The following is a 16,960-nucleotide window of genomic DNA, read 5'->3' as shown; positions in this document are numbered from 1 at the left end:
GCGGGGCACGCCGATGGCGGCCGGGCGGGGGACGCCGTGAGCACCGAGACCGCGGCGCGCGCTCCGCTCTGGTTCCGGCATCCGGTCCTCGCGATCACCCTGCGCTGGGCGCCCATCGTCGGCGGCGGCGCCATCGCCTTCGACGCCTCGCTCGACCGGCTGCAGCCGAGCGCGGAGAACGGCCAGCGCATCGGGTACCTGGTGATGCTCCCGCTGCTGGCCCTGGTGGCCGCGCTCGGCATCGCCCGGCGCCGATACCGGGAGCTGCCGATCCACGACCGGCAGGTCGACTACATCGTCGGCGGGATGGCGCTGGTCCTGGCGGTGGTGATCGTCGGGCTGCTGGTCCCGCGCTACCCGGACACCTTCGACCTGCTGCGGCTGGACATGTACGCCGGGGTGGCCTACTACTTCGGCGGCTGCGTGCTCATGTTCGGGCTGCGCGCGACCGGGCGGTTCTGGCCGGTCTGGCTGGTGGTGCTGCTCTTCGGCCCGCTGCCGTACCGCGCGCTCGCGGTGCTGCTCGGCGGCGACTGGAAGGCATCGGCGCTGGTTTCGGTGCTCTTCGTCGGGTTCTGCGCGGGGATCGCGGTGGCACGCACGTGGCGGCGCGGGCTGCTCGGCGCGGTGGTGGGGCTGCTGGTCGGGCTGGTATTGGTCGGGCTGCTCGATCTGGCCACGACGGGCATCCCGAACCCGTTCGTGCAGCAGCTGCCCGCCGCGCTCGCGGCGGCCGCGGTCGGTATCTACTTCATCTGGCACACCATCCGGAACCGGGAGCCGAACGCGCACCTGGTGCCGCGCCGCGAGCCGACCGTGGCGCGGCCGTGGCCCGCGCTCATCGTGCTGGCCGCCGCCACCGTAGCGCTCGCCCTGCTGCCGCTGCCCCCGCCGATCGATCAGCGGATCGGCACCGGCCCGCCGCTCACCGATTTTCCCGGGCTGAGCGTGCCGGACGGCTGGGACCAGACCGGGTTCGCCCGGCTGGACTGGGCGCCGCAGTTCTTCGGCACCGACGCCACCCTGGTCCGCCAGGTGGTGACCGCCGACCGCGTGGTGGACGCCTGGGACACCAAGGGCCGCAGGCGGACGCTGGTGGTCGACACGCTGAACACCGACGACGTCTTCAATCTCCAGGTCTACCCGGGCCAGACCCTGTACTCCACCATCTACGCCCGCCGCTCCGACCCGCTCACCATCGAGCTCGCCCCCGGGCTGACCGGCCGGATCTACACCATCGTGGACGAGAACCTCTTCCTCACCTGGACCTACCTCAGCTTCATCTGGCACCGCGGCGCCGTGGTGGAGTCGGTGCGGGTGATCGCGGTCGACAACCACGAGCCGGATGCCCCGTTCCCCGAGCCGACGCCGAACATGGGCTCGATCGCGGCGCAGACCTTCACCATCATGATGCGCGGCAATGCCGTCGCGGTGGACGACAAACCCGAGTACAAGGACGTCGACCTGCTCACCACCTTCGGCCGCGCCCTGGTCGCCGAGCAGTGGGAGGCGCCGTGACCGATCCGGAGTTCCGCGCCGCCGCGCTGCACGACGCCGTCTCCGGGCTGCGCGAGCGCACCCCGAGCGCGTCGGCGGCGGTGCCCTTCACCCCGGGGCAGCGCGCGGTCGCGCTCACGCTGCTCGCGCTGCTGGTGGCGGGCGGCATCCTCGCGCCGATCCCCACCCTCACCACGCTCACCGCGCTGAGCACGCTGGCCTACGTCGCCGCGCTGATCGACCGGCTGGTGATCTTCCGGCGCGGGCTGCCCGCCGACGCCATCGTGCAGATCGACGACGACGAGGCGCACGCCATCCCGGACGCCGAGCTCCCGCCCTACACCGTGCTCATGCCCGCCTACGACGAGACCGAGGTGATCGGCCAGCTCATCGCGGCCATGCGCGCGCTCGACTACCCGGCGGAGAAGCTGCAGATCCTGCTGCTGCTGGAGGAGGACGACGACACCACCATCGCCGCCGCGGCCGCCGCCGGGGTCGAGCAGGTGGCCACCGTGGTGCTGGTCCCCGCCGCCGACCCGCGCACCAAACCCAAGGCCTGCAACTACGGGCTGCACTTCGCCACCGGCGAGATCCTCACCATCTACGACGCCGAGGACATCCCGGACCCGCTGCAGCTGCGCAAGGTGGTCGCCACCTTCGCCCGCGCCGACGAGCGGACCGCCTGCGTGCAGGCCAAGCTGGCCTTCCGCAACGGCAGGCAGAACCTGCTCACCGGCTGGTTCACCGTGGAGTACGACGTCTGGTTCAGCTACCTGCTGCCCGGCGTCATGCGGGTGAACGCGCCGATCCCGCTCGGCGGCACCTCCAACCACCTGCGGCGCCGGGTGCTCGACCACATCGGCGCCTGGGATCCGTACAACGTCACCGAGGACGCCGACCTCGGGGTCCGGCTGGCCATCAACGGCTACCGCACCGCGGTGCTGAACTCGATCACCTGGGAGGAGGCGAACAGCGACCCGATCAACTGGCTGCGCCAGCGTTCCCGCTGGTACAAGGGGTATCTCCAGTCCTGGCTGGTGCACACCCGGCATCCGGTGCGGCTCTGCCGCGCCATCGGCATCGCCGCCTTCCTGCGCTTCACCCTGCTGATCGCGGGCACCCCGCTGATCGCCTGCGTGAACGCGCTCTTCTGGCTGGTGCTGCTGCTCTGGCTGCTCGGCCAGCCGCGCGCGGTGGCCTGGGTCTTCCCGCCCGCGGTCTACTACCCGGCGCTGCTCAGCCTGGTGCTCGGCAACGCGCTGACCATCTACATGAACCTGATCGGCTGCCGCGAGGGCCGCGACCCCCGGCTGCTCGTCGCCTGCCTGACCGTGCCGATCTACTGGTTCCTGATGAGCATCGCCGCCATCAAGGGGGTCTGGCAGCTGCTGCGCAACCCCTCGTACTGGGAGAAGACCGCGCACGGGCTGGAGGTCACGACCGACGAGCCCGCGCCGTGAGGACGCGGCTGCTCTTCACCGGCACCGCCCTGGTCTACCTGGTGCTGGGCTGGCTGCTCGCGGTGCGGCACGGCTACCTCATGGGCGACGCGCTGAGCCGGGTGCAGGCGGTGCAGGCGGTGCTCTTCAGCCGCGACCCGCACCTGGCCGCCATCGGCTTCGTCTTCACCCCGCTCACCGCGCTGCTGGAGCTGCCGCTGGTGGCGCTGAGCCCGTGGCTGCCCGCGCTCACCCGGTACGGGGTCGCCGGGGTGGTGGTCTCCGCGCTCTTCATGGCGGGCGCGACCGTGCAGGTGTATGGGATCGGCATCGACCGCGGCGCCCCGCGCTGGCTGACCGTGCTGGTCACGGCGGTCTTCGCGGTGAACCCCATGATCCTCTGCTACGCGCTGACCGGCATGAGCGAGGCGCCGTTCGTCTTCTGCGGCTGCTGGGCGGTGCGCAGGCTGATCCGCTGGGTCCGCACCGACGACATCCACGACCTGATCACCGCGGGCACCGCGCTCGGGCTCGGCTACCTGGCCAGGTACGACGCCGTGGTGCCGATCGCGGTCACCGCGGCCTTCGTCGCGCTGCGCAGCTACCGGGCCGGCCGCGGCCGGAAGCGCGGCGACCGGGTGGCCGCCGGGGTGCTGGACGCGCTCATCCTGATCGGGCCCGGGGTGCTCGCGGTGCTCACCTGGTTCGTCACCAGCTGGCTGCTCACCGGCGAGGGGCTGGCCCAGTTCAGCTCGGCCTACGGCAATGCCGCCATCATCGAGCAGTCCGGCGGCGCGGCGCAGCGGGGGCTCGCCGCGCTCGGCTTCTCCGCCGCCGGGCTGCTGGTGCTCGCCCCCGCGCTGCCGCTGATCGCGCCGGTCGCGCTGGCGCTCGGGCTGCGCCGCCGGGACGTCGAGGTGCTGGTGCCGACGCTGATCCTCGGCTCGGTGCTCGCCTTCCAGGCGTACGCCTACTTCCGCGGCGCCACCTTCCCGCTGCTCCGCTTCTACATCGCGGGCATCCCGCTGGTCTGCGTCTACGCCCTGCAGCTGAGCCCGCCGGCCGGCGCGCTCCCCGCCCGCAGGCCGGGCCGCAATGCCCGCCCGCGCGGCGCCGCCGTGCCGCGGGCCCGCGCCGCCACCGCGCTCGCCGCCGCGCTGCTGGTGCTGAGCCTGCCGTTCACCGCGCTCGGCCTCGCCGAGCCGACGCTCTCGGTGCAGCAGTACGCGCTGCGCAGCCTCTTCACCGGCCCCGGCGACACCGCGCCGACTGTCGACACCGAGCACCGCATCCTCGCCTCCTTCCGCACCGAGCGCGCCATCGCCGACTACCTCGACGCCAAGCACCTGCCGGACGGCTCGGTCGTCACCGACTCCGTCTCCGGCTTCGGCATCGTGGTCGCCTCGGACCACCCGGAGCAGTTCGTCATCCCCTCCGACGAGGACTTCATCACCATCCTCAGCGACCCCGCCGCGCACGGCGTCCGCTACATCCTCGCCGTCCCGCCGGTCGGCCGCGGTACCGCGGACGCCGTCAACCGCCGCTACCCGACCATCTACGAGAACGGCAGCGAGGTCGCGGTGCTCGAGCTGGAGGCGCCGAACGACGGCCAGGACCAGCCGGATTGGCGGCTCTACCGGGTGATCCCGCCGCGCCCTAGCGAGCCAGGACGCTGAAGAGCGGGTCGCCCGGGCCGATGTCGTAGGTCTGCTCGCCGGGGCGCGGGTCCGGGACGAAAGCCCAGAGCAGGGCGCCCGCGGTGCCGGCGGCGCGCTGGCCGTCGATCTTGTGGGCGATATCGGTGGCGCGCTGGGCCAGCGAAGCTGGTGATTGGTCGCTGTTCTGCCCGATCTCACCTACCAGCAGCGGTTTTCCGGCGGCCCGCGCCTGCTCGATGCGGCGGGCGAGGCCGTTCCACTGGTCGCCGGGGAGCGGGACGCCGTCGGCGCCGTAGTCGTGGTACTGGATGATGTCGACGTTCGGCGACTCCGCGATCAACCCGTATTCGTCTCCGGCGGAACCGCATTGGCCGCCGCCGAGCAGCCCGGCGGTGATCGGGATGCCCGGTGCGTTCGCGCGGACGATCGCGCCCGCCTCGTCCATGAAGGCGCGCAGCACGGCGGCGGCGTCCGGCGGGCAGGTGCGGGCGTTCCAGGCGCAGTCGCCGCCGGGGCAGATGCCGGGCTCGGGCTCGCCGACGAGCTCGACGGCGGCGAGTGCGGGGGAGGCGTGCCAGCGGGCGGTGGCGGCCGCGGTCCAGGTGGCGAAGGGGCCGCGCCAGCCGGTGGTGTACCAGCTGTACTGCTTGAACTGCTCGTCCTCGCAGGCGCCGTCCTGTGCGGTGAGCACCGGGATCACCAGCTGTCCGTGCCGCTCGGCGGCGGCGAAGACCGCGTCCAGCGGGGTCCAGTCGCGCGCACCGGTCACCTTGTGCGTGGCCAGCGCCTCGAAGGCATTGAACCGGGTGAGCGAATTCGGGTGTAGCGCGGCGAAATACGCGTCCAGGTCGACCTGGGCGCCGCAGCCGCGGTTGATCGCCCAGTTCGTGCCGAGCTGGTAGGCGTTCAGCCCGGCCGGCCACCACGGCACGCCGTCCAGTCGCAATTCCCCCTGCTGCACGCTCACCCTCGGCATCACCCCAGTGTGGGCGTTGACCGAACGTTAAGGGGGCGAAAAGCGGAGGACCGCATTCTTTTCTCAACACCGACCGAAACACACACAGGAGAGAGAAAATGAACGTCCTTCGCGCCCAGTTCCGGCTGCTGGCCCTCGCGTTCACCGCGCTGGCGGCCGCCGCCGCGCTGACCATCGCGGGTGCGTCGGGTTCGGCCACCGCCGGGGTCTTCACCGAGCTGAAGCTGCAGCCGGGCACCAGCAGCGGCGGCATCGGCGGCGCCGTGGTCCGCGGCGACTCGGACACCTACATCCTGGAGGCCCGCTCCGGCCAGCTGTTCACCGCCGGGCTCGGCTCGGTCGAGGACAACGCGGTCTTCACCCTGATCGCCCCGGACGGCACCATCCTCGCCATCGAGGAGACCTACACCGAGGTCTGGCTGCCGCTCTCCGGCGACTACGTCCTCGATATCGCGCCGACCCGCGGCAATACCGAGTACTACCTGCAGCTCGAGATTCTCTGACGCTCCCGGCGGTGGGGGCGAGGGGTGCCCACCGCACGGGTCATGAAGGCCGCCGGTCCACGGACCGGCGGCCTTTCCCGTTTCCGGCACACCGGCCGCGAACGTGGAATCCTGGCCGGGTGACTCTCTTCGAGGTGTGGGCGCCCCGGCCGGATCTGGTCCGTCTCGATCTCGACGGCGAGGCGCACCCCATGCACCGCGACCACGGGGGCTGGTGGCGGGCCGATATCCCGGCCGCCCCCGGCGCCCGCTACGGCTTCCTGCTCGACGACGACCCGACCGTCCTGCCGGACCCGCGCTCGCCCCGGCAACCGGACGGCGTGCACGGCCGCTCCGCGCTCTGGAGCCCGGACCCGGAGCTCTGGACCGACGCCGCCTGGCCCGGCCGCGGGCTGCCCGGCGCGGTCTTCTACGAGCTGCACATCGGCGCCTTCACCCCGGAGGGCACCTTCGACGCCGCCGTCGGCAAGCTCGATCACCTGGTCGACCTCGGCGTCACGGTGGTCGAGCTGATGCCGGTGAACGCCTTCGACGGCACGCACAACTGGGGCTACGACGGCGTGCTCTGGTACGCCGTGCAGGAGTCCTACGGCGGCCCGGCCGGGTTGCAGCGCTTCGTGGACGCCTGCCACGCGCGCGGGCTCGCGGTGGCGCTGGACGTGGTCTACAACCACCTCGGCCCCTCCGGCAACTACCTGCCGAAATACGGCCCGTACCTCACCGACGGCCGCAATACCTGGGGCCAGAGCCTCAACCTGGACGGCCCCGGCTCCGACCACGTGCGCAGGCACATCCTGGACAACGCGCTGCGCTGGCTGCGCGACTTCCATATCGACGCGCTGCGCCTTGACGCGGTGCACGCCCTGGTCGACCGCACCGCCGCGCACCTGCTGGCGGAGCTCGCCACCGAGGTCGCGGTGCTCTCCGCCCGGGTCGGCCGCCCGCTCACCCTGGTCGCCGAGAGCGACCTCAACGACCCCCGGCTCATCACCCCGCGCGCCGCGGGCGGGTACGGCCTGACGGCGCAGTGGAACGACGATTTCCACCACGCCGTGCACACCGCCGTCTCCGGCGAGCGGCAGGGCTACTACGCCGACTTCGGCAGCCTCGAGTGCCTGGCCACCACGCTGACCCGCGGCTTCTTCCACGCCGGGACCTACTCCAGCTTCCGCGACCGCAGGCACGGGCGGCCGGTGGACCGCGCCACCACCCCGCCCGCGGCGCTCTTCGGCTACACCTGCGACCACGACCAGATCGGCAACCGGGCCATCGGCGACCGGCCCTCGATGAACCTCACCGACGGCCAGCTCGCGATCAAGGCGGCGCTGGTGCTGCTCGCCCCCTTCACCCCCATGCTGTTCATGGGCGAGGAGTGGGGCGCGCGCACGCCCTTCCTCTTCTTCACCTCGCACACCGACCCGGAGATCGGCGCCGCCACCGCCGCCGGGCGCAAGGCGGAGTTCGCCGAGCACGGCTGGGCCGCCGCCGAGGTCCCCGACCCGCAGGACCCGGCGACCTTCGCCCGCAGCAAGCTGGACTGGACCGAATCCGCCGACCCGTCCCGGGCCCGGCTGCTCGCGCTCTACCGCGACCTGCTCGCCGTGCGCAGGCTGCGCCCCGAGTTCACCGGCACCTGGATCCCGGACCAGGCGGTCCGTTACGACCAGAGCGAGAATTGGATCGTGATCACCCGCGGCGGCCTCGAGCTGGCCTGCAACCTCGGCACCGAGCCGGTGGCAGTACCGGTGACCGGCATCACAGTACTGGCCTCGGCCGAGCCGGACAGTGCGCCCGATGCGGCCGCCACGGTGCTCCCCGGCCACTCCTTCGCACTGCTGGCCTGCGAGAACGATTGAATCACCGTCTCGGACGGGCGATTGCCGGAGCGGAATCCCGCGACTACCGTTGTTCTATGAGCACCGTTGCTTCCGCCGGCGATTGCGCCGAGCTACCGGACGGTGTCGGCGGCAGCGCCGGCACCGAGTTCGCCCCGCTGGTCCGCGCCTTCGCGCGGGTCTTCGGCCACCGCAGGGACGCGGGGGCCGCGCTGGCGGTGTACCGGCACGGACAACCGCTCGCTCACATCTGGACCGGCTACGGTGGCGACCGGCCCTGGACCGCCGAGACCGGCACCGTGGTCTTCTCCGCCACCAAGGGCATCACCGCCACCGTCATCCACCGCCTCGCCGACCGCGGCCTCATCGACTACTACGCCCCGGTCGCCGAGTACTGGCCGGAGTTCGCGGCCAACGGCAAGGCCGGTATCACGGTCGAGCAGCTCATGACGCACCGCTCCGGGCTCTCCGCGCTGCGGCAGGTCGCGCAGAACACCACCGAGGTGCTCGACCACGAGCTCATGGAGCAGCGGCTGGCCGCCGCCGCGCCGGACCAGCTGCTCGGCACCCCGACCTACCACGCGCTCACCTACGGCTGGCTGATGAGCGGGCTGGCCCGCTCGGTCACCGGCAAGAGCATGGGGCAGCTCTTCCGCGACGAGGTCACCGAGCCGCTCGGGATCCGCGACGGGCTGCACCTCGGCTACCCGAGCCCCGGCTCCACCACCCGCTACGCGCCGATGGCAGGCACCCAGCTCAGCGCCGCCCGCCACCCCATCGCCTCGCTGGTGCTCGGCCGCGGGCACGGCATCCCCGGCGTGGTCGGGGCGGCGGTGCGCTGCCTCTTCGTGCCCGGGCTCGAGGCCATCCTCGAGGGCGCGGAGCCCTCGCTGCTGCAGACCGAGCAGGGCGCCGCGAACGGCGTCTGCACCGCCTCCGCGCTGGCCACCGTGTACGGCGCGCTGGCGGGCGACGGCATGGTGAACGGCGAGCGCTACCTCTCCGGCCACACGCTGCACGAGATGCGCAAGGTGCGCAGCTACCAGCTGGACCACGCGCTCTTCTACCTGCCGATGATGTGGCACCTCGGGTACCACTCCATCCCGGTGCCCGGCGGGCACACCGGCTTCGGCCACATCGGGCTGAACGGCTCGTTCGGCTGGGCCGATCCGCGCTCCGGCATCTCGGTCGGCTTCGTGCACAACCGCTTCACGCTGCCGTTCTTCGGCCTCGACATCTCCACCGTCGCCTGGCTGCTCCCGCTGATCGTCGGCTGCCTGCGCGGCGCCCCGGCCGAGCTCGCGCCCGCCACCCGCTCCGCGGCGTGAGCGGGCGGCGGGCGGGCCGGGTCAGGTGAGGTAGCGGTAGGCGGGGGAGCCGGGGTCGAGCCGCTCGCAGTTGATCGGCGAGTCCGCGATCCGCCGCAGCAGGGCGTCCAGGCAGTCGGCGGCGCCGAGCTCGATGCCGACCAGCGCGGCCCCGGTCTCCCGGTTGTTGCGCTTGACGTACTCGAAGACGGTGATGTCGTCGTCCGGGCCGAGCACCTCGTCCAGGAAGCGGCGCAGCGCCCCCGGCTCCTGCGGGAAGTCCACCAGGAAGTAGTGCTTGAGCCCCTGGTGCACCAGCGAGCGCTCGATGATCTCGTTGTACCGGGAGACGTCGTTGTTGCCGCCGGAGACCAGCACCACCACCGTCGAGCCGGGGGGCACCGAGATCTCGGCGAGCGCGGCGGTGGCGAGCGCACCGGCCGGCTCGGCGATGATGCCCTCGTTCTGGTACAGCTCCAGCATGGCGGTGCAGATGGCGCCCTCGTCGATCTGCATGAGCCCGAAATCGCCGTCGGAGCCGGTGCCCGCCGGGGCCGCGAGCAGCGGCAGCGATCCGTGCGAGACCACCCGCCCGCCGAACTCGGTGACCGCGGCGAACGGCACCGCGCCGATCCGCCGGACGGCGGCGCCGTCCACGAACGGATCGATCTCCGGCAGCGTCACCGGGCCGCCCGCCACCAGCGCCGCCGTCATCGAGGCCGCGCCCGCGGGCTCGACGCCGAGGATGCCGGTGTGCGGGGAGCGGTCGCGCAGGTAGGTGCCGATCCCGGCCAGGCAGCCGCCGCCGCCCACCGGGACGACGACCAGGTCCGGCGCGGTCTCCAGCTGGGTCAGGAACTCGGCGGCGATGGTGCCCTGCCCGGCGGCGGTGCGCGGGTCGTCGAAGGGCGGGACCATGGTGGCCCCGGTGCTCGCCACGTCGTCGGCGGCGGCCGCTGCGGCCGCGTCGAAGTTCTCACCGATCGCGATGAGCTCGACGAACTCGCCGCCGTGCACCTTGATCCGGTCGCGCTTCTGCTTGGGCGTCGTGGTCGGCACGTAGATCCGGCCGCGCACCCGCATGGCCTGGCAGGCGTAGGCGACGCCCTGCGCGTGGTTACCGGCGCTGGCCGCGACCACACCGGCGGCGCGCTCGGCCGCGGTGAGCTGGACCATGAGGTTGTAGGCGCCGCGCAGCTTGTAGGAGCGGACCGCGGTGAGGTCCTCGCGCTTCAGGTAGACCGTCGCACCGGTGAGCGCCGATAGCCGCGGGCTGTGCTGCAGCGGCGTCGGCTCGATAATGTGCCGAATGCGCTCCGCCGCGAGGTCGATCTCGGCAGCGGTCAGAGCCGGATGCGCGATGGACTGGGTCTCGAGTACCGGAAGCGGATTGGACACCCGGTCCATGGTGCCACCCGGCGCGGGTGCGGCGCGCGCCGGGTGGCGGGGTGTCTCGGCTGGTCAGCGCGGCGAGAGCACGAAGACCGGAATCTCCCGGGTGGTCTTGGTCTGGTAGTCGGCGTAGTCCGGCCAGACCGCGACCGCGCGCTCCCACCAGGCGGCCTTCTCCTCGCCGGTCACCTCGCGCGCGGTGTAGTCCTTGGTCTCGGTGCCGTCGCGCAGCTCCACGTGCGGGTCGGCCTTGATGTTGAAGTACCAGACCGGGTGCTTGGGGGCGCCGCCGAGCGAGGCCACCACCGCGTACTCGCCGCCGTGCTCGACCCGCATGAGCGGGGTCTTGCGCAGCTTGCCGGTCTTGGCGCCGCGGGTGGTGAGCAGAATGACGGGAACCCCGCGCAGCGTGGTGGCCTCGGTGCCGCCGGAGTTCTCGTACTGCTCGGCCTGCTCCCTGGCCCAGTCGGATGTGCTCGGTTCGTACTCTCCTGTAAGAGGCATGCAACCAGTAACTCGCGCAGCGGGCCGCACTGTTCCCGTGACACACGGAACAGAAAAGTTCGGTGGACCGAAAACTTCCTCGCGACTATGGTGAAGACATGACAGCGGTGCACCCTGATTCCCGGATCGCCGAGCGGCCCACGGTGTTGCTCGCCGGGGTGCCGTGGCCGCTCTTCAAGCTGGAGGCGCTCGCGCTCGGGCTCGGCGCGCTGCTGGTCCTGCTGCTCGTCACCGGTGCGCCCGCGGTCGCGGTGCTCGGTGGCGCCGGGCTGGCCGCCGGGCGCTGGGCGCTCGCCGCGGTGTCACCCGGCCTCCAGCGGTAGGTTCGCCAATTCTCCGCGGGCGGCAACGCCCAGCTTCGGGTACGCCTTGTAGAGGTGGTGGCCCACTGTCCGCGGGCTCAGGAAGAGCTGAGCGGCGATGTCCCGGTTGGACAGGCCGCGGGCGGCCAGCCGGACGATCTGCAACTCCTGCGGGGTGAGGCGGGCTATCGGGCTGGGGCCCGCCGCCGGTGCCGTGCCGCCGCCGAGCGCCGCGAGTTCGGTGCGGGCCCGCGCCGCCCACGGGGTGGCGCCCGCCCGGTCGAAGGTCTCCGCCGCCGGTTCCAGCTGGGCTCTGGCCTCGGTCTTGCGTTTGGCCCGGCGCAGCCACTCGCCGTAGAGCAGGCGGGTGCGGGCCTGTTCCAGGGGGCGGGCGCCGGATTCCAGTGCGGCGCGGTAGTGGTGCTCCGCGCCGGTGCGGAGGGCGCGGCAGCGCTGTTCCAGCGCGGCCACCCAGGGCTGACCGCTGCGGCGGGACCACTCGGCCAGCCGCTCGACGGCGTCGCCGGCGCGGTCCGGCTCGCCGAGCCGCACCGCCGCCTCCACCACGTCGGGGAGGGCCCGCACCGCCGCCACGTGGTGCCGCACCGGTCCCTCGGTGAGCGCGGTCAGCCGGTGCAGGGCATGCGCCACCCGGCCGAGGCCGAGGTCGAGCAGCCCCTGCGCGGCATCCGCCCAGGTCGAGCCGGGTGAATTGGCGCCGCCGACCTGCGCCACCGCCTCCGCGCACGCCCGCTCGTCGCCGGTGAGCGCGGCCAGGTAGGCGCGGAAGGCGTAGTGCTGGCTCACCCACTGGCCGAGCCCGGCGTCCTCCGCTATGCGCAGCCCCTCGGCGCCCGCTACCGCGGCTTCGGCCGGGTTGCCGCCGAAGAGCTCGGCCTCGGCGCGGAAGAAGAGCAGCGGCGGGAGCAGGGCGATGCGGCCCTGTTCGCGGCACTCGGCGATCAGCTCGGCGGCCAGCTCGCCCACCTGGTCATCCTGGCCGACCACCAGCCCGGCGCCGCAGAGCTGCACCAGGTCGCGCGGGCTGTCCGCGCCGAGCCGCCCGGCCGTGGCGGCGGTGTCCCGCAGGTCCGTGGTGCGGGTGCCGCGCAGGGCGGGGAGCATGTACCCGGCGATCGGTGCCACGGCGTCGCCCTCCGGCAGCTGGAGCTGCTCGAAAGCCGCCGCCACCGCGGTGATCTCGGGGTCGCCGAGGTACCAGGCGGGGTGGACCGCCTGGATCAGGATGCGGGCGGCGCGGGCGGGTTCGGTGGTCGCGGCGGCGCCGAGCAGCAGGCGGTGCGCCGCCGCCGGACGTCCCGCGCCGAACTCGGCCAGCCCCCGGACCACGTCGAGCCGGGCCAGGGTGGCCGGGTCCGGTGCGGCCACCGCGGCGGCGCGCTCGGCGCAGCGGCGGGCGAGGTCGAGCAGCCCGGCCTCGGCGGCGGTCTCCGCGGCGGGCAGCAGCCGCCGGGCCCGCGCCGCGTCGTCCACGCTGAGCGCGGCCGCGCGCTCGTAGGCGGCCACCGCGCCGTGGTAGCCGCTGCGCGCGCGGGCCCGCTCGGCGGTGCGCTCCAACGCGGCGGCGACCTCCTCGTCCGGGCCGGTGGCCGCCGCGGCCAGGTGCCAGGCGCGGATATCGGCGTTCTCCGGGCCGGTGGCGGCCGCGGCCAGCGCGCGGTGCACGGCCAGCCGCTCGGGCAGCGGCGCGCCCTGGTACACCGCCGAGCGCAGCAGCGGATGCCGGAACACCACCCCGGCGGTGCCGGTGCGCACCAGCCCGGCCCGCTCGGCCGGGGACAGCTCGGCGGCGCCCGCCCCCAGCGCCGCCCCGGCGCGCAGCACCGTGCCGAGATCGGCGGCGTCCGCCGCGGCGGCGACCAGCAGCAGGGTGCGGGTGGCGACCGGAAGCCGGGCGACCCGGCCGTGAAACGCCTGCCGGAGCCGCTGCGGCAGCGGCTGCTCCGGCGCGGCGCCCGGTACCTCGGCCGCGAGCAGCGCCGGGAGCTCCAGCAGCGCCAGCGGATTGCCCGCCGCCTCGACCAGCGCGCGGTAGCGCACCGTGGGCGCGAGGCCGGTGTGCCCGGCGTCCAGCAGCGCGGCGGCGACCTCGGGCGGCAGCGCGCCGACGGGCAGCTCGGGCAGCCCGGGCGCCGGGAAGTCGTCGTCGCCCGCCCTGGTGGCGAAGATCAGCGCGACGCCCTCGGCATCGAGCCGGCGGGCCGCGAAGAGCAGCGTCTCGGCGGTGGCCCGGTCCAGCCAGTGCGCGTCGTCGACCAGGCAGAGCAGCGGGCCGTCGGCGGCCTCCTCGGCGAGCAGCGAGAGCACCGCGAGCCCGATCAGCATGCGGTCGGCGGGGTCGTGCTCGGCCAGGCCGAAGGCGCCGTCCAGCGCGGCGCGCTGGCGCGGTGGCAGCGCGGTCAGGTCGGCGCCGCGGACCAGCAGGTGCAGTGCGGCGAAGGGCAGCTCGGCCTCGGACTCCAGCCCGGCCCCGCGCACCGTCGGCAGCCCGGCGGCGGCCGCGTGCTCCAGCAGCGCGGTCTTGCCGATGCCCGCCTCGCCGCGCAGCACCAGCGCACCGCTGCGGCCCGCCTGCGCCGCGGCGAGCAGGGCGTCGATGCGGGCCAGCTCGGCCGCGCGGCCCAGAAGTGCGGTCGGCATCCTCGAAAAGTACCTATAGGCGACCGATTCGGCGTACCCCCGGCCCGCCATAACGTAATCCTCACACCGCAAAACAGCAGGTAGAGGAGAAATCGTGAACGAGATCGTGGCGCAGTACCTGGAGGCGTGGAACACCACCGACCCGGCGGCCCGCCGGGCCGCCATCGCCAGGGCCTTCACCGACGACGCCGCCTACACCGACCCGCTCATGGCCGTGCGCGGCCACGCCGAGCTCGACGCCGGAATCGCCGCCGCCCAGGCGCAGCAGTTCCCCGGCTGGGAGTTCCGGCTGGCGGGCGAGCCGGACGGCCACCACGACCAGGTGCGCTTCACCTGGGAGCTGGGCCCGGCCGGTGCCGCGCCGGTGGTGATCGGCTTCGACGTCGCCGTGCTGGAGCAGGGCCGGATCGCCACCGTCTACGGCTTCCTCGACCAGCTGCCTGGGTGATTGGCGAGGGCTCAGCGCACCAGTAGCGCTACCGGCAACCGGTCGAAGATCTTCTCGAGGTGGGCCCGCCCCTGGAAGGTCTCGCCGGTGAGCCGGTCGGTCCAGAGGCCGGGCGGGAGGTCGAGGACCGTGTCCGCCCAGCCGGTCTCCCGCAGCTTCACGCTGTGCCTGGTGGCGGCGACCAGCACCTCGGGCAGCCGGCCCGGCTTGCCGCGGCCGTAGCAGATGAGGTGCCCGGCCTGCTCGCCGATGGCGTGCATGGGCAGGTAGCTGCCGCCGACGAAGCACTCGGGGCGCTCCCGCCGCAGCCAGAGCGCGTAGGCGACCACCCACATCTTGGCCGCGCCGGTGGGGTCCGGCGGCGGGGTCGTGGTGAGCGACTGCAGCATTCCGGCGCGCACCTGGAAATCCACCGGGCGCCGATTGTCCGGGTCGACGAGCGAATCCTCCCAGAGCTCGCAGCCCTGGTAGATGTCGGGGACGCCGGGGCCGCAGAGCTGCAGCAGCTTCTGCGCCAGCGCGTCCGACCAGGCGTGCGGGGCCAGCTCGTGCACCAGGTCGTTCAGCCCGGAGCCCACCGGTCCGTCGATCACCGCGTCCAGCCAGCGGTGCACCGCCGTCTCGAACTCGGTGTCCGGGTCCTCCCACGAGGTGCGGGTGCCCGCCTCCCGGATCGCCTTCTCCGCGTACTGGTGGATGCGCTCGCGCAGCCCGGGCACCGAGGAGGCCGGGCGGCCGTCCGCCGGCCAGACCCCGAACATGTTCTGCAGCAGGAAGAGCGCGGTCGCGCCGTCCGGGCCCGGCGTCATCTCCTGCCAGCTCCGCACCTGCCGCGCCCACTTGTTGCCGACCTGGGAGAGCACCCCGATCCGCGCCCGCACGTCCTCGCCGCGCTTGGTGTCGTGGGTGGAGAGCGTCGTCATCGAGGAGGGCCAGCGCCGGGCCCGCTCGCTGTTGGCCAGGTGGAATTCGTTCACCGAGCGGGCGAACCGCGCCGGGCTGCCGCCCACCTCCTGCAGCGAGATCAGCCGGACCGCGCGGTAGAACATGGCGTCCTCCACCGCCTTCGCCGTCATCGCCCCGCACACCTGGTCGAACCGGATCTGCGCCTCACCGTCCCTGGCCAGCGCGGTGACCAGCACCTGCAGCGGCGCGGTGAGCTCGGCATTGCGCCGCTCCACCTCGGCGACCACGGCGCCGGTCATCCCGGCCAGCGGGCTGTAGTCGGCCCGGTAGACCGGCATGAAGGCGAGCACCTCGATGGTGGCGTTGGTCAGCGCCATGGTGTCGAAGCCGGGGGTGTCGGCGTCGTGCTTGATCGCCGCGACCAGCCTGCGCACCTCGGGCGAGAGGATGGTCTCGGCCACCGCGCGCTTGATCCGGTGCTCGGTCTCGCCGATCCAGGAGCGGTCGCTGCCGTGCCCGGTGAAGCGCCGGGAGAGCTCGGTGAGCGCGGGCTCGCCCGCCGGGTCGATGAGGACCCCGCCCAGGTCGGCCAGGGCGTCGTAGCCGGTGGTGCCGTCGATCGGCAGCGTCGGGTCCAGCGGCTCCCGGTTCGCCAGGATCTTCTCGATCAGCAGCAGCCGGTCCGGGCCGAGCAGCTTCCGCAGCCGGTGCAGGTAGCCGATGGGGTCGGCGAGGCCGTCCGGGTGGTCGATCCGGACCCCGTCGATCAGGTCGTGCTCGCACCACGCCGCCAGCTCCCGGTGCGTGGCCTCGAAGACCTCCGGATCCTCCTGGCGCACCGCCGCCAGCTCGCTGACCGCGAAGAACCGCCGGTAGGTGCAGACCCCGGACTTCCAGCTCACCAGCCGGTAGTGCTGCTTGTCGTGGATGCGCAGCGCGTTGTCGCCGTCGGTGCCCGGCGCGATCGGGAACCGCATGTCGTGCAGGCTGAGCATGGGCTCGGGGCCGGAGCGGTCGACGCCGAGCGCGGCCGGGTCGTTCTCGCCCTGCAGCACCGGCAGCGCGAGCCGCCCGCCCGCGCCGTTGCCCTGGCTCCAGTCGATGTCGAACCAGTGCGCGTACTGCGACTCCTTCCCGTGCCGCAGCACGTCCCACCACCACTTGTTCTGCCGCGGGTCGCCGACCCCGACGTGGTTCGGCACCAGGTCGACGATCAGCCCCATGCCGCGGGTGCGCACCTCGTCGGAGAGCGCCTTGAGCCCGGCCGGGCCGCCGAGCGCCGCCGAGACCGTGGTCGGGTCGGTGACGTCGTAGCCGTGCGTCGAGCCGCGCACCGCGGTCAGGATGGGCGAGAGGTAGAGGTGCGAGATCCCGAGCTGCTGCAGGTACTCCGCGATGGACCTGGCGTCGGCGAAGGTCAGCGCGTCCGGCCGGAGCTGCAGCCGGTAGGTGCTGCGCACCGGCCGCCGGGCGGGCTCCCGGCGGCGGGGGGTGGGGTCGGTGGCGTGCGTCGCGGACTCGGTCATGGGCGC

Annotated in this window: 13 protein-coding genes; 8 read left to right on the top strand and 5 right to left on the bottom strand. The window is 73.4% G+C overall.

Annotated features, from left to right (window positions below; translation table 11 throughout):
- Positions 1 to 36 precede the first annotated feature (36 nt).
- Genes AB0H71_RS31490 through AB0H71_RS31480 form a run of 3 tightly spaced genes read left to right on the top strand, consistent with a single transcriptional unit; the run spans position 37 to position 4,612 of the window.
- A complete protein-coding gene (locus AB0H71_RS31490; protein WP_357028295.1) occupies positions 37 to 1,518 on the top strand; it encodes a hypothetical protein in 1,482 nt (493 codons plus the stop codon).
- A complete protein-coding gene (locus tag AB0H71_RS31485; protein ID WP_357028292.1) occupies positions 1,503 to 2,957 on the top strand; it encodes a glycosyltransferase in 1,455 nt (484 codons plus the stop codon). Before AB0H71_RS31490 ends, AB0H71_RS31485 begins: the two co-directional genes overlap by 16 nt.
- The gene (locus AB0H71_RS31480) at positions 2,954 to 4,612 is read left to right on the top strand and encodes a glycosyltransferase family 39 protein (RefSeq protein ID WP_357028289.1); all 1,659 of its coding nucleotides are present in this window, start codon (positions 2,954 to 2,956) and stop codon (positions 4,610 to 4,612) included. The genes AB0H71_RS31485 and AB0H71_RS31480 overlap by 4 nt, the downstream gene beginning before the upstream one ends.
- Here the strand turns inward: AB0H71_RS31480 and AB0H71_RS31475 are convergent.
- Positions 4,593 to 5,570: a beta-mannosidase gene (locus tag AB0H71_RS31475; protein ID WP_357028286.1), complete on the bottom strand. Its 978-nt coding sequence runs from the start codon at positions 5,568 to 5,570 to the stop codon at positions 4,593 to 4,595. The genes AB0H71_RS31480 and AB0H71_RS31475 overlap by 20 nt on opposite strands.
- A 98-nt stretch (positions 5,571 to 5,668) precedes the next feature.
- Here AB0H71_RS31475 and AB0H71_RS31470 point away from each other — a divergent pair, with 98 nt between their 5' ends.
- The 3 genes from AB0H71_RS31470 to AB0H71_RS31460 all read left to right on the top strand — a co-directional run bounded on the left by AB0H71_RS31470 (position 5,669) and on the right by AB0H71_RS31460 (position 9,236).
- Entirely contained in the window at positions 5,669 to 6,073 is a 405-nt protein-coding gene (locus tag AB0H71_RS31470) for a hypothetical protein (protein WP_357028284.1), read from the top strand.
- Between the two features lie 119 nt (positions 6,074 to 6,192).
- Entirely contained in the window at positions 6,193 to 7,929 is a 1,737-nt protein-coding gene (gene treZ, locus AB0H71_RS31465; RefSeq protein ID WP_357028281.1) for a malto-oligosyltrehalose trehalohydrolase, read from the top strand.
- Positions 7,930 to 7,985: 56 nt separating this feature from the next.
- A complete protein-coding gene (locus AB0H71_RS31460; protein ID WP_357028278.1) occupies positions 7,986 to 9,236 on the top strand; it encodes a serine hydrolase domain-containing protein in 1,251 nt (416 codons plus the stop codon).
- A gap of 21 nt (positions 9,237 to 9,257) precedes the next feature.
- Here AB0H71_RS31460 and ilvA read toward each other — a convergent pair whose 3' ends face one another.
- On the bottom strand, positions 9,258 to 10,622 hold the full coding sequence (gene ilvA, locus AB0H71_RS31455; RefSeq protein ID WP_357028275.1) for a threonine ammonia-lyase IlvA: 1,365 nt from the start codon (positions 10,620 to 10,622) through the stop codon (positions 9,258 to 9,260).
- Between the two features lie 54 nt (positions 10,623 to 10,676).
- On the bottom strand, positions 10,677 to 11,111 hold the full coding sequence (locus AB0H71_RS31450) for a nitroreductase family deazaflavin-dependent oxidoreductase (RefSeq protein ID WP_357028272.1): 435 nt from the start codon (positions 11,109 to 11,111) through the stop codon (positions 10,677 to 10,679).
- Between the two features lie 98 nt (positions 11,112 to 11,209).
- Here AB0H71_RS31450 and AB0H71_RS31445 point away from each other — a divergent pair, with 98 nt between their 5' ends.
- A complete protein-coding gene (locus AB0H71_RS31445) occupies positions 11,210 to 11,434 on the top strand; it encodes a hypothetical protein (protein ID WP_357028269.1) in 225 nt (74 codons plus the stop codon).
- Here the strand turns inward: AB0H71_RS31445 and AB0H71_RS31440 are convergent.
- Positions 11,414 to 14,074, bottom strand: coding sequence for an AAA family ATPase (locus tag AB0H71_RS31440; protein ID WP_357028266.1), 2,661 nt, complete (start codon positions 14,072 to 14,074; stop codon positions 11,414 to 11,416). The genes AB0H71_RS31445 and AB0H71_RS31440 overlap by 21 nt on opposite strands.
- A gap of 94 nt (positions 14,075 to 14,168) precedes the next feature.
- Here AB0H71_RS31440 and AB0H71_RS31435 point away from each other — a divergent pair, with 94 nt between their 5' ends.
- Complete coding sequence (locus AB0H71_RS31435; protein WP_357028263.1) at positions 14,169 to 14,522, top strand: nuclear transport factor 2 family protein; 354 nt, start codon at positions 14,169 to 14,171, stop codon at positions 14,520 to 14,522.
- 11 nt (positions 14,523 to 14,533) lie between these two features.
- On the opposite strand, the gene treY is transcribed toward AB0H71_RS31435, so the two are convergent.
- Entirely contained in the window at positions 14,534 to 16,954 is a 2,421-nt protein-coding gene (gene treY / locus AB0H71_RS31430) for a malto-oligosyltrehalose synthase (protein ID WP_357028260.1), read from the bottom strand.
- Positions 16,955 to 16,960: the final 6 nt, after the last annotated feature.

Source organism: Nocardia sp. NPDC050697, from assembly GCF_040654395.1.
GTDB lineage: Bacteria > Actinomycetota > Actinomycetes > Mycobacteriales > Mycobacteriaceae > Nocardia.
The sequence above is the reverse complement of the archived record's forward strand: the minus strand, read 5'-3'. Positions and strand labels throughout refer to the sequence as shown.

What these genes read in the sequence shown, in the direction of transcription:
- AB0H71_RS31445 (WP_357028269.1), top strand. Translation starts at nt 11,210, where the DNA reads ATGACAGCGGTGCACCCTGATTCCCGGATCGCCGAGCGGCCCACGGTG.
- treY (WP_357028260.1), bottom strand. Translation starts at nt 16,954, where the DNA reads ATGACCGAGTCCGCGACGCACGCCACCGACCCCACCCCCCGCCGCCGG.
- AB0H71_RS31460 (WP_357028278.1), top strand. Translation starts at nt 7,986, where the DNA reads ATGAGCACCGTTGCTTCCGCCGGCGATTGCGCCGAGCTACCGGACGGT.
- AB0H71_RS31475 (WP_357028286.1), bottom strand. Translation starts at nt 5,570, where the DNA reads ATGCCGAGGGTGAGCGTGCAGCAGGGGGAATTGCGACTGGACGGCGTG.
- AB0H71_RS31470 (WP_357028284.1), top strand. Translation starts at nt 5,669, where the DNA reads ATGAACGTCCTTCGCGCCCAGTTCCGGCTGCTGGCCCTCGCGTTCACC.
- ilvA (WP_357028275.1), bottom strand. Translation starts at nt 10,622, where the DNA reads ATGGACCGGGTGTCCAATCCGCTTCCGGTACTCGAGACCCAGTCCATC.
- AB0H71_RS31450 (WP_357028272.1), bottom strand. Translation starts at nt 11,111, where the DNA reads ATGCCTCTTACAGGAGAGTACGAACCGAGCACATCCGACTGGGCCAGG.
- AB0H71_RS31440 (WP_357028266.1), bottom strand. Translation starts at nt 14,074, where the DNA reads ATGCCGACCGCACTTCTGGGCCGCGCGGCCGAGCTGGCCCGCATCGAC.